The sequence below is a fragment of the Chengkuizengella axinellae genome (assembly GCF_030730905.1).
Lineage (GTDB): Bacteria > Bacillota > Bacilli > Paenibacillales > KCTC-33759 > Chengkuizengella > Chengkuizengella axinellae.
In genome coordinates this window covers 159,912-184,937 of record NZ_JAVAMP010000006.1, presented here as the reverse complement: position 1 = coordinate 184,937, position 25,026 = coordinate 159,912, and the positions used below count along the sequence as shown (strand labels likewise).

The window sequence follows — 25,026 nt, the reverse complement described above, 5'->3', positions numbered from 1 at the left end:
CACAATCTGACGCAGATAGAAAATATAATGATCAAACTTTATTTAAGCCATTTTTGTACACAATTTAAGTCATTTCATGAACTTTGACATAAATTGAAGCATAGGGTTGGCTTTTATCTTGCCCTATAAAAACATCAAATCTCCACATTCCACTTTTGGGCAATGACATACCAGATGGGATTTTATGAATGATAGTGTCAGGTTTATCTACTCTATATTTATATGATGTTAAAGTTGAAGAGAGCATATAAATAGATTCTTCTTCATCTTCGTGGGTTGCATAAATTTCTACTTCTCCTTCTAACTTTTCATCTTCGTCCCAAATATGCCACATATATTTCTGAGTTTTGTCAGGATAAAATTTAGATACCTCATCATCGTCATATATGAATCCAATGCGTCCTTCTTCCCCGATCATTGTATAAATATCATACTCAAACAGAGGGCTCTGTTCCCAACTTTTCGTTTGCTCTTCTATTTTAACACTGGTAACCAACTCCTCCTTTTTTTTTATGATAAATTTATTACAACCTGCAATATTCAAAATCAAAATAATACTAAAAATGATATACGAAAATGATCTAAACATTATATAGACCTCCTTAGAACCTTGACTCATGAATTAATTAACCCACTTAATTTTACCATAAATTACTATAATAGAGTTAAATAACTTCCCTAATCATTTATGCTAAAATTAGTATTTAAAGTTATGAAATAGTGTTGCATTAACTAAAGTGTTTCTTCAGCTATACATATTTATGACAAGGGAAAATAACTAGTAATTGTTTCAAGAAAGGATAAAAATTCTAATGATCATTATACAGATGATGGAACCAGCAGAAGGGGTGTATTTAGAAGCTTCAAAGGATTTTACATCCTTTAGAAAAATGGCTCTAAAAATGAAACCGAAACTTCGTATGAAAGAAAATGATTATTATTTTATTGGAATCTATAAAGGTTATCTTTATGGACTTTCTGATGCTAACCGTTTGAAATATCTAGTTGTAACAAACACAGGTAATATTGTAAAAGATATAGATATTAGTGTAAGGGTATTATGTTTATACAATTTGCTTTTTCATGCTTGGGCCTTAAAAGAGGATATTAAAGGCACTTTAAATGGGCATTTAAAATTTAAAGAAGATACTGTCCCACAATTTGTGGAGGCAATTGAACAATATTTAAAAGCTGTTGAAAAGGTAATCTACCCTAGTCAGCAAAAAGTCCAACAATACAAAGACGATTTAAAAATGTTGAAAGAAATGTGTTATGTAAAACCTAAAAAAAGGAAAAAACTTTCTTACATAAATAAACCACAAATAAACATCAGCCATCCCTTTAAGAAAAAGAGGCTGGGACATAAGTTGAAATCTAGCTGGTTTTTGTACAATAAGCATAATTAAAACCGCATGAAATCAAGGTTTATAAATTTGATTTCATGCGGTTTATTCATTTTTGCTGGGTTTTGTCCCAGCCTCTTGCTTAATAACTATTGAATAAAGTATTGGAATTTTTCCCATCCATCAATGGAGTTTCGATTAGCAATTAAAGGACTGTTTCCTCCATCTTCAGCAGTAACATACAATCCATTTGCGTTTGCTTGAAGAGAGAAGGTCCCATCACCATTATCAATCCATCTAAATTGCTCCCAACCTTGAATAGTATCACGATTGGCGATTAAATCGCTATCACCACCATTTTCCGCAGTTACATATTTTCCATTTGCTAATGACTTCAGAGCTATAAAACCATCTCCTCCATCAACGACTTCAAATTGTTCCCAACCTTGAGCAGCATCACGGTTGGCGATCAAAGGACTGATTCCTTCATCTTCAGCAGAAACAAACTTGTCGTTCGCCATCGCTTTGATTGCAATGATAGAACCGATAGGTGCATCGGAACCTGTATTTCCATTTCCAGGCTCTGTTTTTAACCATGTATACGTTCCTACGGTTTTGGCAGGAATAGTAGAAAGAATTTCTTTTCCACCGGATAATATTTTGAACGTTTGAACACTATCTGTTTGGTTGATGACAACGGATACAATGCTGTTGTCAGGGTTTAAAAAGGAGACATTAGTCACTGTATTAGCTGAACCATAATTGCTGTCAATGCGCTTTGCTCCATCTTGGATGAACTTCGAGAATTGAGCAATAAAGTTGTATTCAGGTGTTGTCCAATATGTGTCTCTGTTGTCTGGACTCTGAATAAGCATAGTAGGATCTGGAGTGCCTGTCCATTGTTCAGGTGCGATGTTTTGATCCAACATTGTCACCCAAGCATTATAAGAGATGGCCCAATTGCGGAAATATTGTGCAATACGATCTGCACCACTTGTGCCCCATACGGTACGTTCCGTTACGAGTACGTTTTTATTTGAGTAGTTATTATGAACTTCTGTCATTCGTGTTGGTTCACCAGCATAATCATGAAAAGCTACACCATCAACGGCTGCATTTGCTTCCGGGTGGTTTAGGATTTCAGGGATGTAATCCCAAACTTGCTCAAAGTTATGATCAAAACTCCATAGTTTGGTCGTTATACCGTGAGTATCAAATTCGCTTTTTAATGCTAAAATGATTTCTCTTTCGTTCTCAGGTGTAAGCTGCATACTAGGGTAATCTGGTGCTGCATAAAGAGGCTCATTTTGAATCGTCATTGCATAAATTGGAATACCTAATTCTTCATAAGCTTGAATAGCTTTACGATAATACGCTGCTAAATCATTATGGTGCTCCCATTTCAGAAAACCTCCAATTAAACTGTTGTTTGTTTTCATCCACGCAGGTGCAGACCAAGAGCTTGCAAAGATTTTGATTGGATTTCCTGTTTCATTACCTATTTCAATCGCTTGCTGAACTGTAGAAATGATATTGAAATCGATATCTTTTTGAATGGAAAATTGACCAGGAATGTCTTCGTAAGAATAAAATTCACGACCTGTAAAATCTGAAGCACCGAATGTAATTCTAAATACATTCATTCCAGCTCCATTAACAGGATCAATTAGTTTGCGAAGCACTTCATCACGTTTTTCAGCTGACATTAAGGATAAATTGTATATTGTTGATTCTTCCAAAGATGTACCTACTCCTAATATCGTCTGATATTCTATTTCTGGATTCACTTGAATTGTAGTTACATTTGCTCCACTTGGATCAGTTAAAGGAATATCTGCTTGTTTACTTAATTGATATTCAACACCAGACATAGCGAATGCTGGATTCGTATACCAACTTCCACTTTTCGGTGCAGTATTGCTAGACTCTGAACTAAAGTAAACCTCTACTGTAGATTCGGCAGCGCTTACATGATTAGGTGTAGATATTGAGAAAATAAGTGAAGTAAAGGCTAGTGCAAAGACAAGTGATAAAATAATAGCTCTTTTAACAGTTTGCTGTGTTGTTACCATGTGTAAATCCTCCTAGAAAATATGTTTAAAGTATATTTAATAACGACTAACTATCAACCCTTCCTCCTTTCACCATTCATTTATGGAATCGTTTTCATTTTATGATTATACTAGTAAAATACTAATTATTCAATCTATTAATTAGTATTTTGGATGAAAATAGAATTCAAAAAGACGGTTCAAATATGGATATAATAAACATACGTATATTACAAGCGGGCAGAATTAAAAAGTAGTTTAAGAAATTAATCAACTAAGGAGTGTTTTTAATGAATCATATGATACTTGAGTTTTTTGAATATCATGCATGGTCTTATCAACAATTGATTCGACATTTAAAGGAATTGCCTGAAGATGCGCTAACAAGTAAATTTGATGCAGGATTTGAGTCTATAGATCGTGTGTTAGAACATGTCCTTTTTGTAGATCGTTTGTGGCATGCTAGATTAATTGGGGTTAAGCATAAGCAGACTCAACACTATTCATTAAATGAATATAGAGAGCAGTTTGCAGACATACATACCTTTTATAGAACTTTTTTTTCTGAACAAAAGGATCTAAATAAAGAGATAGAGATGGTTAGCCAAAGGACAGGAGATAGATTGAAAAATACGATTGGAGAAATTATACTTACAGTTGTAAATCACGGAAGTTATCATAGAGGGAATATCACTACAATGTTAAGAAGGTTGAAATATGAAACGAATGCAACAGATTATGCTTACTATTTGAAACATAAGGGAGGAAAATGAATAAAAATAGTCCCGCCAGGGGGACTATTTTTATAGAAATATTAGTGACTAATCTGCTTTAGCCCATGTATATGTTCCAACCGTTTTAGCAGGAATTGTTGCAAGAAGCTCGTTTTCCTCTGATAAAATCTTAAAGGTTTGATCTGTATCTGTTTGATTGATAACTATAGAAACGATTGTTCCGTCTGGATTTAAGAAAGATACATTTGTTACAGTATCAGCTGCACCATAATCACTCTCGATACGTTTAGCCCCTTCTTGTAAAAACTTCGTATATTGAGCTATAAAGTTGTATTCAGGTGTAATCCAATACATGTCACGATCCTCAGGATTCTGTATTAACATCGTTGGATCAGGTGTACCAGTCCATTGTTCAGGTGCAATGTTTTGATCCAGCATCGTCACCCAAGCATTATAAGATGTCGCCCAATTTCGAATGTATTGAGCTATACGATCGGCTCCTTCAGTACCCCATACAGTACGTTCAGTTACTAACACATTTTTCTCTGGGTACTTATCGTGAACTTGAGACATAACTGTTGGTTCACCACTATAATCATGAAAAGCTACACCGTCAACAGCTGCAAATGCCTCGGGATCATCTAATATTGCTGGAATGTAGCTCCAAGCCTGTCCAAAGTTATGGTCAAATGTCCAAAGCTTAGTTGTAATATTATTTTCTTCAAACTCTTTCTTTAGAGCAAGGATAATATCTCGCTCATCTTCAGCCACAAGTCTCATGCTTGGGTAATCAGGTGCAGCGTATAATGGTTCGTTTTGTATTGTCATCGCGTAGATTGGAATACCTTGTTCTTCATATGCTTGAACCGCTTTGCGATAATACACTGCTAGATCATCGATGTATTCTAATTCTAGAAATCCACCGATTAAACTATTACTGCTTTTCATCCATGCTGGAGGAGACCAAGAGCTTGCATAGATTTTAATTGGATTGCCAGTTTCTTCACCAATTGCAATGGCTTCTTTAACTGTAGCAACGATATTATTATCAATATCTTTTTGAATAGAGAATTCACCCTGTGTATCCTCGTAAGTATAAAATTCTTGTCCAGTAAAATCTGATGTACCGAATGTAATTCTGAATGTACTCATGCCAGCTCCATTTTCAGGATCAATAAGCTTGCGAAGTACTCCATCTCTTTTTTCAGGCGACATTAAGGATAAATTATAAATCGTTGACTCTTCTAATGAAGTTCCAATACCTAACATAGTTTGGTATTCAACGTTAGGGTCAACGTTAATTGTAGTTACATTTTGATCACTTGGCTTTGTTAATGGGATATCTTCTTGTTTGCTCAATTCATACTGAACACCTTCCATTGCAAAGGCTGGATCAGTATACCAGCTCGCGTTTTTTGGCGGAGTGTTGGAAGATTCAGAACTTAAAAAAACTTGGGCTGTACTGTTTGAAGCCGTTAAATTTCGAATTGCAAAGATAGCAATAATAACAATAGCAGCAATGAATACCACTGATATGATCTTACGATTTGATTGTTTTGTTTTGGTCATATGTATGTCCTCCTTAGTTTGCATTGTCTAATTGTAATTCATCTTTACCGTCTTATGCAGCAAATAAACTGAAATCGTTTTCAGCTTTTGATTATACCAATTCTATTATATTTTTACAAGTGAACATAGTTTGTCAGAGTAATGCTAGGTGGGAATTGAAGAGTTACTTGATAAAAGGGTTATAGTTGTCTGTAATTTTAATCCAGAGCTAGATACAAGATATACATCTATGATTAACGTTTCTAGCTCTTGGATGAACGCTTTCTAGTTATTCTTTTTATTTAAGAAATGAGTGGAGAGGGGTTATTCGAATAAAGGAGATATAGTTTATGTAATGCTCTGGTACATGCGACATACAGTAATTTGATATTCAGCTCATTTTTTGGATAATGCTCTTCATCGACATCTACAATGATAACCACATCGAACTCAAGTCCTTTTGCTAAGAAAGCAGGAACTATAGATATCCCCCCGTCATAGTTTTCCAAGTTGCTCGTGATTAGATGACACTGAAGTCCTTCTTCCGATAGTAAACGATGAAGCTTAGTACACTCTTCATCAGTTCTACCTACGATAGCAATAGAATGGACATTCTTTTCTTTTTCCACTATATTCTTTATTTTATTTGGCAGCTTTTCCTTAGGTGTATGGTTGATTGAAACTTCCTGTCCACTTCTCACAACAGGTGTAGCTAGTAACAAAGACTGTTCTGAAAAGGATATAATCTTGTTTGAAAATTGTATGATCTCTGCTGTAGAACGATAGCTAACTTGAAGTTGAAAATACGAAGTTTCTTCCTCACTAAATAATTGTCTAATTTCTTTCCAATCATTGATTCCATGATAGGAATGAATGCCTTGTGCTAAATCACCTAAAATTGAAAATGAATGATTTCTGACATGTTCTTTCAGAACGATCACTTGAAAAGGTGAATAATCCTGGGCCTCATCAATGACGATGTGATCATATTTAAAATCCGATTTTATTCCATACAAATAGTTATGGATGTAAAGTAATGCTGCTAAATCTTCAAAATGAAGTTCCTTATTTTTTAAGGATTTTTTTGTTTCTTGTTTTATTATTTCAGGTATCAGAAGTGTTATGTTGGACAAAACTGAGGAAGGTTTAGAGAAAATTTCTGAGTAAAAATCAACTGCAGTGAAAGCAGTCCATTTTTTAAAATAACTTCTTATCACTTTATTGGCTTGCGATTTTAATTTCTTTTGAATGCCTTTATCTATATATTTTAGTTCTGAATTCTTAAATCTAGTGATTCTTTTAGTTACATGATCACGTCGAATCATAAGTGGAAAGATTTGATATTCTTCATAAAACCATTTGTGAATCGTTTCTCTACTCAATATTTTGCCTTCCCATAGTTCTAAATCCATATCAGGAATGCAATGTTCTTCATAAGTACTTAAACATTGGAGTATAATTTGTTGAAATTGAAGTGAGCCTTTATATCTTTCAGTACTAACATCCGTGATTGCAAGCTGATCATCTCCAATCTTAAACCATTTTTCATATTGCCCTTGAATGGAATGTACTTTTATTTTTGAGGGGAAATCTATAATTTCCAAAGCCCATTCATAAAAAGTATATTGTTGTACTCTACCAATTCCCAACTCTGGTAGTACATTAGATATATAGTCTAAAAACATTTTATTAGGAGCAAAAATAATTAGATTTTCTGCTTTGATTTGATCACGATAATGATAAAGGAGATAGGCAAGTCGGTGTAGTGCTACGGTTGTTTTTCCACTGCCTGCAACACCTTGGATAATTAATGCCATGTTTTTTGGAGAACGGATAATTTTGTCTTGTTCTTCTTGAATGGTTGAGACGATATCCTTGAGTTTATCATCTTTATTTTCTTGAAGTCTGTAGATCAAAAACTCGTCTGATACACCTTCAAAATGCTCTTGACCACGAACATAGCTGTCCACCACTCGATCTAAGGTTTGATTTCGTATGACAATATTCCTTTTTAAATGAATATTCCCTTCTACGAATCCATCTGGCGATTCGTATGATACCGGTTCTTCACCTCCATTAAAGGAGTAAAATAAACTTGCAATGGGAGACCTCCAATCAACAACAATAATTTCCCTACTGTCTATATCTTCAATTCCAAATTTACCGATATAGATATTTTGTAGACTTTCAATGTTAGGAAATTGCTCTTCAAAGTCGATTCTTCCGAAATAAGGAGCAGATAAACTGCCGTTTAAATGATCAAGCTTTTCTAAACGCATGTTTGAACTGCACCCCAATTGTTAGACACAATCTAACAGATGGAGGTGCAGTTCTTCTATGGCTAAATTTACTGCCGAAGATAAATTAAAAGCAGTTAAGTATTACTTAAATGGAAAAGAGAGTTCTTATAAGATAGCTGAAACTATGGGGACTGACAATAAAGCAATCCTTAAATGGGTTAAGCAATTTGAATACCATGGTGCTGAAGCCTTCACTAAGCCATATACAAATTACACAAAACAATTTAAACTAGAGGTACTAAATTACATGATTGAGAATGGTACGTCCTTAAACGAAACGGCTGCGATTTTTAAGATACCTGAACCTTCAACCATTAGTGTATGGAGAAGGAAGTTTGAAACACAAGGATTAGATGCCCTTCAATCAAAGAAAAAGGGGCGTCTATCCTTGAAAAAAGAATCTAATCAACATCAGAAACTATCATTTATTAAAGGCTCAAGAGAAGAACTTGAAGCACGAATCAAACAATTGGAAATGGAAAATGAGTATCTAAAAAAGTTGAATGCCTTAGTTCAAACCAAAGAAAAATCACCAAACAAGACAAAGCACAAGTAGTCTATGGATTAAGGCATAAATATCCGGTGAAAGCACTTGTAAAGCTCGCTGGTATTCCACGGAGCACTTACTACGATCTAGTGAAACGTATGAATCGTCCAGAACGAGACGCTAATTTAAAAGTTGAAATAAAGGCAATCTATGAAGAACACGAAGGGCGTTATGGATACCGCCGTATTCGTGATGAGCTGACGAATCGGGGACAAAAGGTGAATCATAAAAAAGTGCAGCGCATCATGAAAGAACTTGGCTTAAAATGCTTGGTACGTATGAAAAAGTATAAATCATATAAAGGCACAGTGGGGAAGATTGCTCCCAATATTTTAAACCGCAATTTTACGGCAAACGCACCAAATGAAAAATGGACAACAGACATTACAGAATTTAAATTATTTGGTCAGAAACTTTATTTATCTCCAGTTATAGATTTATTTAATGGAGAGATCATCACGTATACCATAGGTTTCAGACCAACCTATTCACTAGTTTCAGACATGTTGGAGAAAGCATTTGAACGTTTACCTGAGGATCACCAACTACTCATGCATTCAGACCAAGGATGGCATTATCAGATGAAGCAGTATCGCCAAGCACTTGAATCAAGAGGTATAGTCCAAAGTATGTCTCGTAAAGCGAACTGTTACGACAACTCTGTTATAGAAAATTTCTTTGGAATTATGAAATCTGAGTTGCTCTACCTTATGGAATTTGAAAGTGTTGAGCATTTCAAAATGGAATTACAAAAATATATCAACTACTATAATACGAAACGGATTAAGGCAAAATTAAAAATGAGTCCGGTGCAATACCGAACCCATTATACTTATGCTGCCTAATAAAATAAACGTGTCTAACTTTTAGGGGTCACTTCAGTTTGCCAAGGTGTTTTCTACATCATCATCTCCAACATACATTGGGATTTTATCTAACTTTTCAATTGAGGATTTTATTTTTTTATTCACGTTTTCAAGATGAATTTGCTCCTCTTTAAAAGACGACTGTGTCATTTGATTTCTCCAATCTATCATTTTTCTTTCTGCCTGGATAGGTTATTGTATCATAATATGTCTCAAGTTCAACCTAAAATTTCCATCCGTCTTTGTCTTCGTGTTAGGTGCTCGTCATCACGGTAGTTTTCTATAAAAGATTGTACAATCCCCCTATTTAACATATAATGAAATAAGAGATGAAATGGTTATTATTATATATATACAATTTAATATTTTATTTATAGGTGCCTAATATACAATTGTTTATTTAGGTTAAAAGGGAAGCTCGGTGAGAATCCGACACGGTCCCGCCACTGTAAATGAGGACGACCTCAAATGATCCACTGTTCTATCGAATGGGAAGGAGAGGAAGTTGCAACTCATGAGTCAGGAGACCTGCCTATAGTGAAAGTGCGATGATCCTTCGAGGAAAAGGTAGCTGCAAATCGACAAGGTTTAGTATGCCCTTTATTCTTCACGGATAAAGGGCTTTTATATGTTCTTAGGTTAGTTTATCCTCCTCAAAAAGAGATTGGAATGATAGATGATAGAGTTCCTTCCTTTTTGTATGGATTAAATACATATATATATAAAGGGTGGAGAAAAAGAAAATGAAGAAATTAACATTGATGTTACTTGTATTAGTATTTGCATTCAGTTTAGCTGCATGTGGGAACAATCCAAGTGAAGTAAGTGAACAGGTAGAGCAAGATCAAGGTACTCAGTCTGGTACTGAATCTGAAGAATCAAAAGAAGAATCTGAAACAAATGCAGAAGAAACAGAAGGTAGTCAAACCGATAATGCCTTAACATTTACAGATGCTTCAGGTAAAGAAGTGAGTTTTGAAGCAGCTCCAGTACGTATCGTATCTCTAGCACCAAGTGTTACAGAGATTTTATTTGCGTTGGGATTAGATGAAAAGATTGTTGGTGTTACTGAATTTGATGATTATCCAGAAGCAGCAACAACTAAGCCGAAAATTGGTGGTATCTTAGATGGGAATACAGAAGCGATTCTTGCAGCTGAACCCGATCTAGTCATTGGTGGACTTTCTTTAAACGAAGAGATCATAAGAGGGTTAGATGAGTTGGGTATTAAAGTGTTCACTGTAGAACCCAAATCTATTGACGAAGTTATGGAAGTCGTTAAGTTACTAGGTGAAATTACCAATACAAAAGAACAAGCCGAAGTTGTAGTTGTAAAAATGTCTGAAGAAAAACAAAAAGTCATTGATGCCGTATCTGATTTGTCTGAAGCAGATAAAAAGAAAGTATACCTTGAGTTTTCAGAAGGTTGGACCGTTGGCAGCGGTGAGTTTATGAGTGAGTTAATCGAACTTGCTGGTGGGATTAATGTTGCAGCTGATCAAGAAGGCTGGATTCAAATCAGTGAAGAGAAAATTATTGCAGATAATCCAGATTCGATCATCTATACAACAAAGTATATGGATTTAAAACCTGTGATTATGGAACGTAATGGTTGGAGTGAAATTACTGCAATTAAAGAGGATCAGCTGATTGGTGTAAATGATGATTTAATTAGTCGTCCAGGTCCTCGTATTACACAAGGTTTAATAGAAATTGCAAAAGGAATTTATCCTGAATTGGTGAAATAAATGAAACATAAACTTTTTGTTTGGGGAGGAGCAGGTATACTGCTTCTTCTTCTTTCCATCGTCTTAAGCTTATCTATGGGTTCAGCACATATTCCTGTATCTCAAGTATGGCGTATTTTATTACACCAGCTTCCCATAATAGGTCAGCATATTCCAGTAGATTGGCCAGTATCTTCAGAAAAAATCATTTTGCAGGTTCGTTTCCCCCGCATCATATTAGGTATTATAGTTGGAGCTTGTTTGTCTTTAGCAGGAGCTGGCTTCCAAGGCGTTCTAAGAAATCCGCTTGCTGATCCTTTTACGTTAGGAGTAGCTACAGGTGCTTCAGTTGGAGCTTCATTTTTAATTTTGTTTGGTTTGCAATTTCTGTGGTTAGGTCAATGGACTGTACCGATTGTTGCTTTTTTATCAGGGATGTTAAGTTTACTTTTTGTATTTAAATTAGCAGGTATTCAAGGGAAGTTTCGAGTGGAGACAGTTATTTTATCAGGTGTTGTGGTTCAAGCATTCTTAGGCTCTATCGTGTCCTTCATGATCACTTTATCTGATGATGTTATTAATCGAATCATCTTTTGGTTAATGGGTAGTTTAGCACTACGAGGTTGGGACTTTTCTATAATTTTAGTCCCTTATTTTTTAATAGGATTGATGGTATTACTAGGGCATGGTCGTGTTCTGAATCTATTTGCTTTAGGTGAAAGACAGGCAGCGCATCTTGGTGTTAATGTAGACCGTTCAAAGTGGATCGTCCTTATTTTTTCTACTCTCATTTCTGCAGCTGCTGTTTCAGTTGCTGGAGTGATCGGGTTTGTAGGTTTAATCGTTCCTCATCTTGTTCGTTTATTAGTAGGTTCAGATTATCGATTGATTTTACCGTTATCTGTTGTGTTTGGTGCTATTTATGTACTATGGGCGGATACGATTGCAAGGATGCTGCTTAGTCCGCAGGAGATTCCGCTCGGTGTGATCACTGCTCTTATAGGTGCCCCGTTTTTTGCTTATTTGTTATCTAAAAACAAGAAAGCTTCCAATACATAAAGTGCTTTGGAGTGAAACTGAAGGTAAAACAAAGAAACTTTTAGTAATATTAGGAAATAAAAAATCATCTAATGCTATAATGAGAGGGACTAGAAGGTAAAAAAATCATGATCCAAGTGAAATTAGTAAGTAAATCGTATGATAGCAGTCATGTTATCCAAAATATTTCATTCCATGTTAAAAAGGGAGAGAGCTTTGGCATCATCGGACCGAATGGAAGTGGTAAATCTACCTTGCTCAAGTTATGTTCTGGGATTGAAAAGGCAGAAGGAGGAACCATTCAATTTGCTAACAAAGAAATACATACATATTCAAGAAAGCATTTAGCTAAATGGGTTGCAGTTTTACAACAAGAAGCTTTACCTCCAGTGGGGTTTTCAGTTCGTGAAGTTGTTGAAATGGGAAGATATCCTTATCAAAATTGGATGGGAACAGAAGAGAAAGATCCAGAGCATCTGATCGTTGACATTCTGGAAAAGTTAGAAATTAAAGCTTTGCAAAACCGTTCCTTGGAACAGCTTAGTGGTGGAGAACGGCAAAGAGTGGCATTGGGCAAGGTGATGGCACAGCAGCCTCAAATTTTAATGCTGGATGAACCAACTACTTATTTGGATATTGGGCATCAACTGCAGATGATGGAATACATCCGTGAATGGCAGCAACAAATTGGTTTAACTGTAATTTCTGTTTTGCATGATCTAAATTTAGCTGCAATGTATTGTGACCGGTTATTGTTATTACATGAGGGAAGGTTAGTTAAAGTAGGGACAGCCGCTGAAATTATAAATCAAGAGTTGATTTCACAGGTTTATGGTACTGAACCTACCATCATTTCCCATCCACAGTTAAAAGTACCGCAAATATTGTTGAATTCCGATAGAGTACCTACAACAGTGAATGAGTGAACATGTGCTTTTCATTTTTAAGTAAATCATATTAATAATAGAGGTGAGTAAAATGCATCAACTAAATCAAGTTATCCAAGAAATTAAACCGTTGAATGAAAATGCTATTTTAAAAACATTAAATCATTTAAATCAATTAACCAAACCGCCTGGAAGTTTAGGTAGATTAGAAGACTTAGCGAAACAGATTTCTGGAATTAGTCATGAGACGGTACCTGATTTAAGTAAAAAAGCAGTTGTAGTGATGGCAGCGGATCATGGTGTATGTGAAGAAGGCATCAGCGCATTTCCACAAGAGGTTACTCCCCAAATGGTTTACAATTTCTTGAATAGTGGTGCGGCGATCAATGTGCTGGCAAGACAAGCAAATGCAGAAGTATTTTGTGTCGATATCGGTGTAAAAGGAAAACTTGACCACCCTAATCTTATTCAAAAAAAAGTGAAACCTGGCACGGATAATATGGCAAAACAGGCTGCAATGAGTATAGATGAGGCCTTACAAGCAGTCTTAGTAGGTGTAGAAGTAGTTGAAGAGCTGGTGGAAAAAGGATATAAAGTGGTTGCAACTGGAGAAATGGGCATAGGGAATACAACAGCGAGTGCAGCCATATTAACTGCTTTAACATCTCTAGAGATTGAGCATGCAGTAGGTAGAGGTACAGGAATTAATGATGAGATGTGGAAACATAAGCAAAATGTAGTGAAGAGTGCACTTGAAATCAACCAACCTAATCCAAAGAATGCATTAGATGTACTTGCAAAAGTGGGTGGATTAGAAATTGCAGGTTTAGTCGGCGTAATTTTAGGTGCTGCTAAAGCTCGTATTCCTGTTGTTATTGATGGATTCATTTCATCTGCAGCTGCATTGGTAGCTTATAAACTATGTTCAACTTCAGTTCAATTTATGATTCCTTCACATTTATCTCAGGAGCATGGTCATCAATTTATGCTGCAAGAGATGGGGCTAACGCCAATGCTGCATTTGGACATGAGATTAGGGGAAGGAACGGGTGCAGCTTTATGTTTCCAATTAATAGATGCTTCTCTTAACATCATGTCTGAAATGGCAACGTTTGAAAGTGCAGGTGTATCTGGAGCAACTGAGGAAGAAGTTGAATGAAGATTTTAGTGACAGGTGGGGCAAGAAGCGGAAAGAGTTCATTTGCAGAAAAGTACGCCACTACTTTTGCTGGTAGAGGAATTTATATTGCCACCTCAGAGGTACACGATCAAGAGATGAGAGATAGAGTAGATTTGCATCAATTAAAGAGGGGACAATATGCTTTTTCTTGGCAAACAATAGAGGAGCCTTACGATGTAAATGAATGTATTGATTCTATAGATGAAGATTTCGGTACAAACGTTATACTTATTGATTGTTTAACTCTATGGTTATCTAATTGGCTGTTGCGAGTTGAATACGATCAAAATACAGTTATGACTAGTCTTGAAGGTGAAAACGGGGAAAAAGAGTCTTATTCGGAAGTGCAGAAGAAAGTAATTGCAAAAATAGAACAATTAGTTGCTTCATTAAAAAGGTTTGATGGAACCATATTATTAGTTACCAATGAAGTTGGAAATGGAATTGTTCCTGAATATCCATTAGGGCGGATATATAGGGATTTATCCGGTATTATGAATCAAAAAATAGCGGAAGTATGCGATCAGGTGTTTTTAGTAACCGCAGGCATTCCAGTTGAGCTGAAAAGTAAACAGTTTTGCTTTAAGGAAGGCTAGTGATTCTCTCATTTTCCCATAAGGAGTGAAGCAAGTGTTATTTTATTCAATAGAAGAGATCCTTTGGATATTAGCTGCGGCTATGATTGTTGATTGGGTAATCGGTGATCCAGAGCGACTTCCTCATCCAGTTATCCTTATGGGAAAGGCAATTCAGTTAATAGAAAAACGTTCGTATAAACAGAACAAACGTAGAGGGATTGGGTTGTTAATATGCGTGTTGTTCTTATCCTTTTCTATAACTTTGATTATCACAGTTGGGCTTCATTATATCCATCCATGGTTAGGATATATTGCGAATGTATGGCTTATTTCTACTACCATTGCAATGAAGGGATTAAAAGAAGCAGCTTTGCTTGTATATGCTCCTTTACAACAGGCTGATTTATCTGAAGCACGTAAATACGTAGGGTACATCGTAGGAAGAGATACAACGAACTTATCCGAGTCGGAAATCACAAGGGCAACAGTAGAGACCGTTTCTGAAAATATAGTGGATGCTGTGATCTCACCATTATTTTATGCTCTATTTGGAGCTGCCCCCTTAGCTATGCTGTATCGTGCAACGAACACACTAGATTCAATGGTAGGTTATAAAAATGATAAGTATCAACACTATGGTTGGGCATCAGCTCGTTTTGATGATGTTTTGAATTGGATTCCAGCTAGGTTGACAGGTCTATTGATCGTGATCGTTTCCTTTCTTCATAAAAAGCTGGATAGTGAAAGGTCTTGGAAATCTATTCGAACGTTTGCACACCATCATCCTAGTCCCAACAGTGGTATACCAGAGTCTGCAGTAGCTGGAGCACTGGGAATACAATTGGGAGGAGTAAATGTATATGGAGGTATCATCAGTGAACGAGCTAGAATGGGTGTAGCTTTACGCAAGTTGGAATGTGATGATATTTTACATTCTATTCAGATCCTTTATGGTGTGAGTTTATTATGTGTAGGGGGAATTTTGTGCGGACTCTTGTTCATATATCTATAAGCTGGTTTTATGCCTTTATAAGTTCCCTTCAGTTTTTAACTAGATTACCTATACCTATAAACATTCCTTATGAGCGTAAAATCATTCAAAGAAGTGTTGTTTATTATCCTATCGCTGGATTGATCATTGGATTGTTTTTACTCATCTTGTCTAAATATCTCCCCCACGTACTTCCAGCTGCACCTGCTGCTGTATTCATATGCATATTTTGGATCATCAGTTCTGGAGGACTACATATGGACGGATTAATGGATACCGCAGACGGAATCTTAAGCTATCGTTCGAAGGATAAAATGTTAGAAATAATGAAGGATAGCCGGGTTGGAGCGATGGGCGTTATCGTATTTGTGTGTTCCCTTTTTTTTAAAACAGCACTTCTATTCTCTTTACTAGATAGTGACCCTCAGACAGCTTTACTAACATATTTGATTTTTATTCCTATTTGGAGTCGTTTAATGATGGTTTGGGCTGCGAGGTTATATCCTTATGCAAGACAAGAAAAAGGGTTTGGTACAGAAGTTAGTCGTATTCCTTTTTCATATGCTGTTTTAGCAACCGGCAATGCTTTGATGAGTTCGTTATTTATGTATGGTTTGTTGATAAAAGATGTGTCTTGGTCAGAAGATTTCATCATCATGCTCTTTTTATTTCTAATTTCGGGGATTACGATGTGGGGAATAGCTCATGTTCTAAATCGCAAGCTGGGTGGATTAACAGGGGATACATATGGAGCAATTAATGAATTAGTAGAGATTGTGCTTTTAATGAGTTTAGTGATTTATGGTCACGCATTTATGAATGGATAGTTATTAAAAAGGTTAGTTTACTTCAGAGAACGGATTGTCTCTACTCGTTGTTAAAATCAAAAATATCTTTATTTAGTAGTAAGGTATATTCTTGATTTTAAATGCGATCGTTGTACTTCTCCGACAATTCCTTTCTCTTCCGCAAACTTTTTGAAAGAAGAGGAGCAAAGTCATGCTTGAAAGATACGGACATGGTGGAGACTTAATTACAGCTGAGGAAACTTATGGATTAGCAAAAGAGCAATTTATTGATTTCAGTTCTAACATGAATCCCTTGGGGAGTCCTGACTGTGTAGAAACCATTTTAACAAATACATGGAAGGAATTAGTACATTATCCTGACCCCGCAGTACGTAAGCTTCGTCATGCAATAGCAGAATGTTATCAAATACCAATGGATAGCATTTTAGTAGGGAACGGGGCAGCAGAGTTAATAGATTTAACGGTGAGATTTCTCCAACCTGAAATGACAGCTTTAGCTAGACCCTGTTTTTCAGAGTATGACGAAGCGGTTTCGAAAATACAAGGGAAGACACTGGATATCTATTTAAAGGAAGAAAATCAATTTGAACTACAAACATCTGACATAGTAAAAGCTGCAGATCAATGTGATCTTTTCTTTTTAGGACACCCTAACAACCCGACAGGTAAATTAATTTCACAGCCTGTTTTACATTCCTTACTGGACACGAATCAACCTGTTGTCTTAGATGAAGCTTTTATAGATTTTGTACCATTTGAAAAACAAGTGAGCCTCATGAATCAAGCGTATCAGAGCAATAATCTTTTTGTGATTCGCTCAATGACCAAGTTTTTTGCCATTCCGGGTATTCGTTTAGGATTTATGATAGCACATCCTAATTGGATTAGAAAAATCCAATCTCTGCAGGTGCAATGGAGTGTTAATGCACTGGCTCAATCGATTGGGGCTTCAGTATTGCATGATCATGCTTATATAAAAAGGACTAAAAACTGGCTGGTACAGGAACGGAGTTGGTTTGAAAGCCAACTATCTGATCTGGGATTAAAGGTGTATTCAAGTGATACGAATTACTTGTTGGTTCAACTTCCTCCTTCAATCCATGTGAAAAAGCTACAAGAGCAATTAGCTCACAGAGGCATTTTAATACGTGATGCTTCTTTATTTAAGGGATTAAATACTTCCTTTTTTAGAATTGCTATTCGTTTGCGTGAACAAAATGAAATGTTTATATCTAAAATCAAGCAGGTGTTCATATGAAAAAATTAGCAAGTACGATTATGCTGCAAGGTACTGCATCAGATGTAGGGAAAAGTATACTAACTGCGGCATTGTGCCGTATTTTTTATCAAGATGGAAACAACGTGGCTCCGTTTAAATCACAAAATATGTCTCTCAATTCATATGTTACATTAGATGGAAAAGAAATTGGACGTGCACAGGGGATGCAGGCGGATGCTTGTTTCACTGTGGCCACTACGGACATGAACCCAATCTTGTTAAAACCAAAACAGGATATGGTGTCACAGGTTGTTGTACACGGTAAGCCTTATAAAGACTTAGATGCAAGAAGTTACAGAGAACTTTATTTACATACTGCCGAAGGCATTGTGAAGGAATCATTGCTTCATTTGAGAGAGAAATATGATTTGATTGCCATTGAAGGCGCTGGCAGTCCAGCTGAAGTCAATTTAAAAGATAGTGATATTGTAAATATGCGGTTGGCTAAATGGGCAGAAGCGCCAGTTATTCTTGTAGCGGATATAGACCGCGGTGGCGTGTTTGCCTCTATCGTAGGCACCTTAGAAATTTTAACCCCTGAGGAAAGAGATAGAGTATGTGGGTTTATCATTAACAAATTCCGCGGAGACGTCTCATTATTACAACCTGGCATTGATTGGTTGGAAGAACGTACAGGAAAACCAGTGTTAGGTGTCATTCCATTTCTGCATCATATAGGGCTAGAGGATGAGGATGGAGCTTCATTGGATACTAAAATAAAATCAACTGTAAAAGGAGAACATCAACTCGATATTGCAGTTATAAAATTACCAAGAATCTCTAATTTTACTGATTTTGATCCACTGCTTGATGAGCTAGATGTACATTTAAGATACGTTTCAAACTTAGAGGAGTGGGGTAACCCAGATGTGGTCATTATTCCAGGTAGTAAAAATACAATGCAGGACCTGCTCTTTTTACGTGAATTTGGTATAGAGGATAAAATATTGGAATATGTAGAACAAGGTGGCTTTCTTTTAGGCATATGCGCTGGATATCAAATGTTGGGGAAAAGATTGTTAGATCCTAATTTCTATGAATCAGATGTCTCCGAAATAGAGGGATTAGGTTTATTTCCAATGGAAACTACTTTTGTAGAAACGAAACGAACAGAAAGAGTGGAAGGGAACGCTTTGATTTTCACATCCATGTTAGGGGAGCAAGAGCACTCTGGAGAAAATGTAATCTCTAATGATGTTGAAGGGTATGAGATTCATATGGGCATCACACGATTTTTACAACCTGTTCAACATGCATTTGAAATTCGTTTAACTGGACACAAGGATCATTCCTTTCATAATGATGGAGTTTTGTCTGAGAATGAGAGAGTGATGGGCACGTATATCCATGGCATATTAGATAATGATATATTGCGTAGAAGCTGGTTGAATCGAGTAAGATGGAATAAAGGATGGGAAGCTAAAGAGGTCGAAAGTTCCTATCGTAATCAAAGAGAAGAGGCATTTGAAAGACTTGCAGAACATGTTCGGAAGTATTTAGATATGAAAAAGGTTTATCAAATCATTGAGGAGGGGTCTAAATGAACATTTATACAAGAACAGGTGATGAAGGGAAAACGGGTGTCATTGGGGGCAGAGTAGATAAGGATAATATTAGAGTTGAAGCTTATGGAACGGTGGATGAATTGAACTGCTTTGTGGGAAGCGCCATTAGTTTGATGGATGAAGAAAAATATGCAGACATGATACCTCATGTATTGCAAATTCAACATGAGCTTTTTGATTGTGCTTCAGACTTAGCCATTTATAAACCAGGTATTCGAGAATTTAAAGTCAAGAAAGAAATGGTAGAGCAGTTAGAAAAATGGATTGATTTGTATGATGAGGAAACACCAGATATTACTCGGTTTGTATTGCCTGGGGGAAGTGCTGTATCTTCAGCCTTGCATGTTTGCCGTACAGTGTGTCGCCGTGCAGAACGTCGGATTGTTTCCTTAGCAAAAGAACAAGAGATTAATCCTGAAGTAAGAAAGTACTTAAACCGTCTATCCGATTTGTTTTTTACGATTGCAAGAACTGCCAACGTTCGGGAAGGACAATCGGATGTAGAATACATTCGAAGTGCAGAGGTGTTTCGCAAGAGAAAATAGTCCACGGTATTATACAACTTACTCAATACTAGTTCGAACAGGTGTTTGTTTTTCTCGTGTCTCGTGTTATAATAATAGTCAGCAACCTCACTATTCTATATTGTTATATTGATGTGGGGAAGCTACTGTATTGAACATATCTATACTTGAAAGAGGAGTATAATTCATATTTCTCTTTTTGTTTCATTTGTTATGTGAAAAAAATCACAATTATAACAAGAACACGCTTATATAAATCTAGAAATCTTAAAGGAGAGTGGGCACAATGGAACCTGCAATTCATGTACAGTTAATGCAATGGGAATCCATGAGAAGTTATTCAGTAAGTTTTATTAAGGAATTAAGTGATGCTGATTTGGATCAAACTCTTCCCAGAAAAGGTCTAAATACACTACGAAATCATTTCGAAGAAATGGTTGAAGTTCAGAAAGATTTCGTTGATGCAATATCTAGTTCTGAAATCAACTGAAAGAAGTTTTGGATGATGTTAATGATCACAATGATGTAGTTTGGTTTGGAGTGAAACGCCTCTTATCATCTTTCCTCGATGATAGGTCATGAAGCTATGAACATAGGACAAGTTATTGCTTTTTGTTCAGTATTAAAAATTAATATACCAGAGCATGTAAACCGTAGCTGGGCTTTATCAGTCTTATAAAAGAATAAGAAAGGGCTGTAAAAATTATGATGTCTTCCTCCCTAAATACTTATGTTATCAATGAGGTTAAAATACAATTAAAGGGTCTGTCTAAAGAATCTGGTTTAACAACTGGTAAGGTTAGATCGGTTTCAGCTCGTGTCTTTAAACAAATACAAGATAAATCCATTGAAAATGTATTTACTTTATGTGAAAGATTGTTAGGTGAAAGAAAATGGGAATATGGAATAATTGCTTATGACTGGGCTTTTAGAGTGAGGGATCAATATAGAAATAGTACTTTTATTATTTTTGAGAACTGGCTGAAAACATATGTAACAGGTTGGGGAGACTGTGATGATTTTTGTACTCATGCATTTGGAGATTTGCTCAGTAGGTATAACTGCTTATTTCCTAAAGTGTTAAGATGGACTGATCATCCAGATTTCTGGGTAAGGAGAGCATCCGCAATTATCCTTATATATCCAATCAAAAAAATGAAATATCATGAATTAAAACCATTTGCAATTGCAGATAGATTAATGAACGATGATCATCACTTAGTATTAAAAGGATATGGATGGATGTTGAAGATACTTTCAGCCTCACAGCCCGAAGAGGTATATCATTATTTAATAAAAAATAAAGAGTTAATGCCAAGAATTTCATTTCGATACGCAATAGAAAAACTTGATAATAATTTAAAATTATCTCTAAAGATATAAAAAATTTCAGTGAAAGAAAGGTTCACTTTATGATGATTATCGACGGATATAAGCTGATGTGGTATCCTTAGCTCTGTACGTCAATTATTCAATATAACATAGAATAAACTGGTAATGCAGAGGTGTTTCGCAAGAGAAAATGAACTATTATAAACCAATTACATACATTGTACAACCTGAAGAAAATGGTTGGATTTTAAAAAGTGTATTAAGAGAAAAACTAAATATTTCAAGAAGACTGTTGTCCCGCATTAAGCTGACTGAAAAAGGGGTTATGGTGAATGGAAAAAGGGAATTCATCAGCATTAAGGTGTTCACTGGTGATCGTATAGAAATTCATATGGAGCAGGAGACTTCTGAATATATTGAGCCTCAGAATATTCCTTTGGATATTTTATTCGAAGATGATTATTTGTTGATTGTAAATAAACAGTCAGGCATCATCGTACACCCAACTCATGGACATTACGCAAATACACTTGCAAACGGAGTTGTATATCATTGGATGCAAAAAGGGGAGAATTATCGGTTTAGACCGATTCATCGTCTGGATGAGGAAACCTCAGGTGTACTAGCCATTGCTAAAAATCCTTATGTACACCAACAAATTTCCGAACAAATGATAAATAATCAAGTGAAAAAAGAATATGTTGCCATCGTAAATGGCCATTTACCAGATTTAGAAGGTACTGTGAATGCACCCATCGACAGAGACCCTGAACACCGACATTTAAGAATTGTGACAGAAGAGGGTTATTCGGCTGTTACCCATTATAAAGTGGAAGAGAAATATAAATCTGCATCCTTGGTAAGGTTATGGCTGGAAACTGGTCGTACACATCAGATTAGAGTACATATGAAGCATCTAGGGTGTCCTCTAATGGGAGATAAAATGTATGGAGAACAAAACGAGACCATGCCTAAAGTGGATCGGCAAGCATTACATGCCGCAAAATTAGGTTTTTTCCATCCTAATTCAAGAGAGTATACTGAGTTTACTGCACCTTTGCCAAGTGATATGCAGAGTACAATAGGATGTTTGAAAAGAGAATAGTGCAATATAAAATAAACCCGTAAACAGGACCATGAAATCCTATTTACGGGTACAGCCTGATTTCCCTGATAGGGTCTTCTAACGATTTATTCAATAAGGTAATCCTCATCATTAATGATAAAGGTATGCTTAACATCAATACCGATTGATGATAGGGTTGCATTGAAGGTAAGTGTATAAAAATTTGGATCTCTTTGTAGTTCATATTGCAGGCTATCCTCATGTTGTATAGTTGTTATGTTAAAATAATCATCGAAAGAAGATGTCACATAATAATCATTAACTTGATTGAAAAATAAATCAAAAATACCTGCTGAATGTTCTTCACTGTAATATTGGTTGAAAGCATTCATGATTTCATCTTTCCCATCTTCATCAATATTATATGCTTGTAAGGCACTAAACAATGTAAGTCGCCAATGATATAAATCTACAAACCACTGTATTATTTTTTCCTGATCCCCGCTCTCTATTAGCTCTTTGGTTAATAATTCAGGTCGTTCCATTGTATTCAAAATGATCTTGGTTTCATCTTGAGAAAGATAAAAGTTTGGGAAAAAGTAACTAGTAGTAGAGAGAAGATAATGATCCTCATCTACAAAATACATGATTTCAACATCTGTTGCCGTGTTAAAAGCAAAGGTCGTTGCATTAAAGACGAACTTATAGTTATAAGAAGTATTTAAGGTGTATTGAATGTTAGTTAAGCTTGTTGGATTGTAATAATCATCAAAGTCAGTTGTCAAATAATAACCAGCCTTATTGTAAAATAAACTCTTAAACACTTTTTTTGAATAATCATAGGTATAGTATTGTTTAAAAGCTTCTATAAGAGTTTCCTTGCCTTGACTATCAATGGCGTATGGAGATAGGACATCATGTATGTTCATTTTCCACTTTTCTAATTCTAAAAACCATTGAGTAATTTTGTCGTCATCCCCGTCCTCTAAAAGCTCCTTAGTTAATAATTCAGGTTTTTCAATTCCATTCACAAGGATATGTACAAATTCTGATGAAAGGATATTTTTAGTATGATCATTTGAAATCAGTTTGGTGGTATTTAATTTAATTTTGTTGTGTTCACCTATCCACTCTACGTCCACATTTAAAGCTTCACTAATCGCTCGCAGAGGCAAATAAGTCGTATTGTTATAGGAGATAGGATAAATGGCTTCTCCATCGGTCGTTGGTACCCAATCTTTATTATCAATCTTAAAGGATATGGATTTGTTTAAATATGCTTTAACTTGTTCATTACTGGGTTCTGCTTGTGCCCCCATATGAATAAATAAAATGCTAACCAAGATGAAACTGAGAAAAATACTGGTCAATTTTTTCATAAAAAGATCACCTCTCCAATCTCTTAAATAACAAAAATTTGCGATCAATCAAAGGTTGATGAATTAAAAATTGCTAATCGCATGAATGAGGAAGTTTTGATTATTAATGATAAAGATTCTATTCACACTTCCTGGGTTATTTGGATCAACAGTGGTTGGTCCTTCATATATGAATGGATCAGTAGATGTTCCACTAATGAACAAATCATAGTAGTATGAACCACTGAGAAGTTCTACGCGTACATCATTCACGTTTGGGTCTTTTAGTAGTTTTTCAACTTCTATCGAAGGAAAAGCATGCATTGGGTAAGAATCATAATAATTGCCTTCAACTGAATAAACTGGAGAATAATAAACATTAAATATCATTTCTGCGAATGAATCCTTGTAATATTGTTTCAACACTTCAATGACAATCTCCTTGGATTCACTGTCTATCGGAGATGCGTTCAACGATTTGAAAATTTCAAATGTTGATCGTTCCAGCTTAGAGAACCATTCAAGAATTTGCTCTTGATCTTTGCTTAGTAATAATTCTTTAGTTAATATAGCAGGTTTTTCGACATTATTTATAAGATTCTTGACTTCTTCTTTAGTAAGTATTATTGCAGGGGTATCTTGCTTTTCTTCAAAAGGTATAACGTTATAAGCGATAGGATGAATTTCTCCCCCTTTTGCACTAAAAGTAAAAATGAGGCTAAATAGAGTTAAACAAAAGATCGTATTCGTAATTTTTTTCATAAATTTCTGTCTCCTATCTTATTAAAAGAATTACTAGTATTTTACGTAATAATGTCCCTCTATATGATGAATTGAACGCGACAAAAAAGACGCATCCAATAATGGAATACGTCGTCTCAACTTCAAGAATGATATATGAATCATTACAATGCTTCTGCTTCGTCTATGACCTCTTTAGCAATTTGCAAAGCATTTAAAACTCTAGGGAACCCAACATATGGAATGCAATGAATGATAATTCCAAATATTTCTTTTGGAGTGATTCCTACGTTTAATGCTGCTTTGAAATGGAATTTAAGCTGATTTGCGGTATCTCCTAATGTAATTAAGCAGCTAATCGTGATCATTTCCTGTTGCTTTTTGTTAAGTTCGCTTCTAGAGTATATTTCACCAAAACCAAATTGAACCACATATTTATGAATATCGGGATGCAATTCTTGAATGGCTTCTACAGCATGAATACCATCGGCTCCAGCAATTTCTTTTATATTTGACATTCCTTTATCAAATGACACGATTTAACTTCACCTCTTATGATTAT

The 25,026-nt window shown here is 35.6% G+C and carries 24 protein-coding genes and 1 riboswitch; of the genes, 16 read left to right on the top strand and 8 right to left on the bottom strand.

Annotated features, from left to right (window positions below; genetic code table 11):
- Positions 1 to 64 precede the first annotated feature (64 nt).
- Positions 65 to 589 (bottom strand): DUF4871 domain-containing protein, encoded by a 525-nt coding sequence (locus Q5Y73_RS13995; protein WP_305992535.1) that lies wholly within the window; start codon positions 587 to 589, stop codon positions 65 to 67.
- A gap of 223 nt (positions 590 to 812) precedes the next feature.
- On the opposite strand from Q5Y73_RS13995, the gene Q5Y73_RS13990 reads away from it, so the two are divergent.
- Positions 813 to 1,406: a hypothetical protein gene (locus Q5Y73_RS13990; RefSeq protein WP_305992534.1), complete on the top strand. Its 594-nt coding sequence runs from the start codon at positions 813 to 815 to the stop codon at positions 1,404 to 1,406.
- Positions 1,407 to 1,492: 86 nt separating this feature from the next.
- Here Q5Y73_RS13990 and Q5Y73_RS13985 read toward each other — a convergent pair whose 3' ends face one another.
- A complete protein-coding gene (locus tag Q5Y73_RS13985; RefSeq protein WP_305992533.1) occupies positions 1,493 to 3,415 on the bottom strand; it encodes a glycoside hydrolase family 30 beta sandwich domain-containing protein in 1,923 nt (640 codons plus the stop codon).
- 269 nt (positions 3,416 to 3,684) lie between these two features.
- Here Q5Y73_RS13985 and Q5Y73_RS13980 point away from each other — a divergent pair, with 269 nt between their 5' ends.
- The gene (locus Q5Y73_RS13980) at positions 3,685 to 4,167 is read left to right on the top strand and encodes a DinB family protein (protein ID WP_305992532.1); all 483 of its coding nucleotides are present in this window, start codon (positions 3,685 to 3,687) and stop codon (positions 4,165 to 4,167) included.
- 48 nt (positions 4,168 to 4,215) lie between these two features.
- Here the strand turns inward: Q5Y73_RS13980 and Q5Y73_RS13975 are convergent, their stop codons facing one another.
- Together Q5Y73_RS13975 and Q5Y73_RS13970 are read right to left on the bottom strand one after the other, a co-directional pair.
- Positions 4,216 to 5,721: a glycoside hydrolase family 30 protein gene (locus tag Q5Y73_RS13975; protein WP_371320211.1), complete on the bottom strand. Its 1,506-nt coding sequence runs from the start codon at positions 5,719 to 5,721 to the stop codon at positions 4,216 to 4,218.
- A 257-nt stretch (positions 5,722 to 5,978) separates the two neighbouring features.
- Positions 5,979 to 7,955, bottom strand: a complete 1,977-nt coding sequence (locus Q5Y73_RS13970) for a HelD family protein (RefSeq protein WP_305992530.1) — start codon at positions 7,953 to 7,955, stop codon at positions 5,979 to 5,981.
- A gap of 58 nt (positions 7,956 to 8,013) precedes the next feature.
- Here Q5Y73_RS13970 and Q5Y73_RS13965 point away from each other — a divergent pair.
- A protein-coding gene (locus tag Q5Y73_RS13965; RefSeq protein WP_305992529.1) for an IS3 family transposase occupies positions 8,014 to 9,368 on the top strand; the annotation gives its coding sequence in 2 pieces (ribosomal slippage) (positions 8,014 to 8,467 and positions 8,467 to 9,368; 1,356 coding nt in all).
- 33 nt (positions 9,369 to 9,401) lie between these two features.
- Here the strand turns inward: Q5Y73_RS13965 and Q5Y73_RS13960 are convergent.
- Entirely contained in the window at positions 9,402 to 9,539 is a 138-nt protein-coding gene (locus Q5Y73_RS13960; RefSeq protein WP_305992528.1) for a hypothetical protein, read from the bottom strand.
- A gap of 208 nt (positions 9,540 to 9,747) precedes the next feature.
- A riboswitch (cobalamin riboswitch) is annotated at positions 9,748 to 9,939 on the top strand.
- Between the two features lie 193 nt (positions 9,940 to 10,132).
- Between Q5Y73_RS13960 and Q5Y73_RS13955 the strand changes: the two genes are divergently transcribed.
- From Q5Y73_RS13955 to Q5Y73_RS13895, 13 genes are all read left to right on the top strand, one after another.
- Positions 10,133 to 11,137, top strand: coding sequence for a helical backbone metal receptor (locus tag Q5Y73_RS13955; protein WP_305992527.1), 1,005 nt, complete (start codon positions 10,133 to 10,135; stop codon positions 11,135 to 11,137).
- Complete coding sequence (locus tag Q5Y73_RS13950) at positions 11,138 to 12,175, top strand: FecCD family ABC transporter permease (protein ID WP_305992526.1); 1,038 nt, start codon at positions 11,138 to 11,140, stop codon at positions 12,173 to 12,175.
- Positions 12,176 to 12,282: 107 nt separating this feature from the next.
- Positions 12,283 to 13,080 (top strand): heme ABC transporter ATP-binding protein, encoded by a 798-nt coding sequence (locus tag Q5Y73_RS13945; protein WP_305992525.1) that lies wholly within the window; start codon positions 12,283 to 12,285, stop codon positions 13,078 to 13,080.
- Positions 13,081 to 13,132: 52 nt separating this feature from the next.
- Positions 13,133 to 14,200: a nicotinate-nucleotide--dimethylbenzimidazole phosphoribosyltransferase gene (gene cobT, locus Q5Y73_RS13940; protein ID WP_305992524.1), complete on the top strand. Its 1,068-nt coding sequence runs from the start codon at positions 13,133 to 13,135 to the stop codon at positions 14,198 to 14,200.
- Entirely contained in the window at positions 14,197 to 14,817 is a 621-nt protein-coding gene (gene cobU, locus Q5Y73_RS13935; protein WP_305992523.1) for a bifunctional adenosylcobinamide kinase/adenosylcobinamide-phosphate guanylyltransferase, read from the top strand. The genes cobT and cobU overlap by 4 nt, the downstream gene beginning before the upstream one ends.
- A gap of 34 nt (positions 14,818 to 14,851) precedes the next feature.
- Positions 14,852 to 15,811 carry an adenosylcobinamide-phosphate synthase CbiB gene (cbiB, locus tag Q5Y73_RS13930; RefSeq protein ID WP_305992522.1) on the top strand — a complete coding sequence of 320 codons (960 nt, stop codon included), beginning with the start codon at positions 14,852 to 14,854 and terminating at the stop codon, positions 15,809 to 15,811.
- On the top strand, positions 15,784 to 16,617 hold the full coding sequence (gene cobS / locus Q5Y73_RS13925) for an adenosylcobinamide-GDP ribazoletransferase (protein ID WP_305992521.1): 834 nt from the start codon (positions 15,784 to 15,786) through the stop codon (positions 16,615 to 16,617). Before cbiB ends, cobS begins: the two co-directional genes overlap by 28 nt.
- Positions 16,618 to 16,789: 172 nt before the next feature.
- Positions 16,790 to 17,857: a threonine-phosphate decarboxylase CobD gene (cobD, locus tag Q5Y73_RS13920; RefSeq protein WP_305992520.1), complete on the top strand. Its 1,068-nt coding sequence runs from the start codon at positions 16,790 to 16,792 to the stop codon at positions 17,855 to 17,857.
- A complete protein-coding gene (locus tag Q5Y73_RS13915; RefSeq protein ID WP_305992519.1) occupies positions 17,854 to 19,422 on the top strand; it encodes a cobyric acid synthase in 1,569 nt (522 codons plus the stop codon). Before cobD ends, Q5Y73_RS13915 begins: the two co-directional genes overlap by 4 nt.
- Positions 19,419 to 19,988 carry a cob(I)yrinic acid a,c-diamide adenosyltransferase gene (locus tag Q5Y73_RS13910; RefSeq protein WP_305992518.1) on the top strand — a complete coding sequence of 190 codons (570 nt, stop codon included), beginning with the start codon at positions 19,419 to 19,421 and terminating at the stop codon, positions 19,986 to 19,988. Before Q5Y73_RS13915 ends, Q5Y73_RS13910 begins: the two co-directional genes overlap by 4 nt.
- A 265-nt stretch (positions 19,989 to 20,253) precedes the next feature.
- The gene (locus Q5Y73_RS13905) at positions 20,254 to 20,457 is read left to right on the top strand and encodes a hypothetical protein (RefSeq protein ID WP_305992517.1); all 204 of its coding nucleotides are present in this window, start codon (positions 20,254 to 20,256) and stop codon (positions 20,455 to 20,457) included.
- 215 nt (positions 20,458 to 20,672) lie between these two features.
- Complete coding sequence (locus Q5Y73_RS13900) at positions 20,673 to 21,350, top strand: DNA alkylation repair protein (RefSeq protein ID WP_305992516.1); 678 nt, start codon at positions 20,673 to 20,675, stop codon at positions 21,348 to 21,350.
- A 139-nt stretch (positions 21,351 to 21,489) separates the two neighbouring features.
- Positions 21,490 to 22,404: an RluA family pseudouridine synthase gene (locus Q5Y73_RS13895; protein WP_305992515.1), complete on the top strand. Its 915-nt coding sequence runs from the start codon at positions 21,490 to 21,492 to the stop codon at positions 22,402 to 22,404.
- Positions 22,405 to 22,490: 86 nt separating this feature from the next.
- On the opposite strand, the gene Q5Y73_RS13890 is transcribed toward Q5Y73_RS13895, so the two are convergent.
- The 3 genes from Q5Y73_RS13890 to Q5Y73_RS13880 form a co-directional block, all read right to left on the bottom strand.
- Positions 22,491 to 23,744 (bottom strand): stalk domain-containing protein, encoded by a 1,254-nt coding sequence (locus Q5Y73_RS13890; protein WP_305992514.1) that lies wholly within the window; start codon positions 23,742 to 23,744, stop codon positions 22,491 to 22,493.
- Between the two features lie 63 nt (positions 23,745 to 23,807).
- On the bottom strand, positions 23,808 to 24,485 hold the full coding sequence (locus tag Q5Y73_RS13885; protein WP_305992513.1) for a hypothetical protein: 678 nt from the start codon (positions 24,483 to 24,485) through the stop codon (positions 23,808 to 23,810).
- Between the two features lie 143 nt (positions 24,486 to 24,628).
- Entirely contained in the window at positions 24,629 to 25,000 is a 372-nt protein-coding gene (locus Q5Y73_RS13880) for a carboxymuconolactone decarboxylase family protein (protein ID WP_305992512.1), read from the bottom strand.
- Positions 25,001 to 25,026 lie beyond the last annotated feature (26 nt).

Bases quoted from the DNA above. Each gene is read 5' to 3' on its own strand.
- Q5Y73_RS13995 (WP_305992535.1), bottom strand. From the start codon at position 589: ATGTTTAGATCATTTTCGTATATCATTTTTAGTATTATTTTGATTTTG.
- Q5Y73_RS13990 (WP_305992534.1), top strand. From the start codon at position 813: ATGATCATTATACAGATGATGGAACCAGCAGAAGGGGTGTATTTAGAA.
- Q5Y73_RS13985 (WP_305992533.1), bottom strand. From the start codon at position 3,415: ATGGTAACAACACAGCAAACTGTTAAAAGAGCTATTATTTTATCACTT.
- Q5Y73_RS13980 (WP_305992532.1), top strand. From the start codon at position 3,685: ATGAATCATATGATACTTGAGTTTTTTGAATATCATGCATGGTCTTAT.
- Q5Y73_RS13975 (WP_371320211.1), bottom strand. From the start codon at position 5,721: ATGCAAACTAAGGAGGACATACATATGACCAAAACAAAACAATCAAAT.
- Q5Y73_RS13970 (WP_305992530.1), bottom strand. From the start codon at position 7,955: ATGCGTTTAGAAAAGCTTGATCATTTAAACGGCAGTTTATCTGCTCCT.
- Q5Y73_RS13960 (WP_305992528.1), bottom strand. From the start codon at position 9,539: ATGACACAGTCGTCTTTTAAAGAGGAGCAAATTCATCTTGAAAACGTG.
- Q5Y73_RS13955 (WP_305992527.1), top strand. From the start codon at position 10,133: ATGAAGAAATTAACATTGATGTTACTTGTATTAGTATTTGCATTCAGT.
- Q5Y73_RS13950 (WP_305992526.1), top strand. From the start codon at position 11,138: ATGAAACATAAACTTTTTGTTTGGGGAGGAGCAGGTATACTGCTTCTT.
- Q5Y73_RS13945 (WP_305992525.1), top strand. From the start codon at position 12,283: ATGATCCAAGTGAAATTAGTAAGTAAATCGTATGATAGCAGTCATGTT.
- cobT (WP_305992524.1), top strand. From the start codon at position 13,133: ATGCATCAACTAAATCAAGTTATCCAAGAAATTAAACCGTTGAATGAA.
- cobU (WP_305992523.1), top strand. From the start codon at position 14,197: ATGAAGATTTTAGTGACAGGTGGGGCAAGAAGCGGAAAGAGTTCATTT.
- cobD (WP_305992520.1), top strand. From the start codon at position 16,790: ATGCTTGAAAGATACGGACATGGTGGAGACTTAATTACAGCTGAGGAA.
- Q5Y73_RS13915 (WP_305992519.1), top strand. From the start codon at position 17,854: ATGAAAAAATTAGCAAGTACGATTATGCTGCAAGGTACTGCATCAGAT.
- Q5Y73_RS13910 (WP_305992518.1), top strand. From the start codon at position 19,419: ATGAACATTTATACAAGAACAGGTGATGAAGGGAAAACGGGTGTCATT.
- Q5Y73_RS13905 (WP_305992517.1), top strand. From the start codon at position 20,254: ATGGAACCTGCAATTCATGTACAGTTAATGCAATGGGAATCCATGAGA.
- Q5Y73_RS13900 (WP_305992516.1), top strand. From the start codon at position 20,673: ATGATGTCTTCCTCCCTAAATACTTATGTTATCAATGAGGTTAAAATA.
- Q5Y73_RS13895 (WP_305992515.1), top strand. From the start codon at position 21,490: ATGAACTATTATAAACCAATTACATACATTGTACAACCTGAAGAAAAT.
- Q5Y73_RS13890 (WP_305992514.1), bottom strand. From the start codon at position 23,744: ATGAAAAAATTGACCAGTATTTTTCTCAGTTTCATCTTGGTTAGCATT.
- Q5Y73_RS13885 (WP_305992513.1), bottom strand. From the start codon at position 24,485: ATGAAAAAAATTACGAATACGATCTTTTGTTTAACTCTATTTAGCCTC.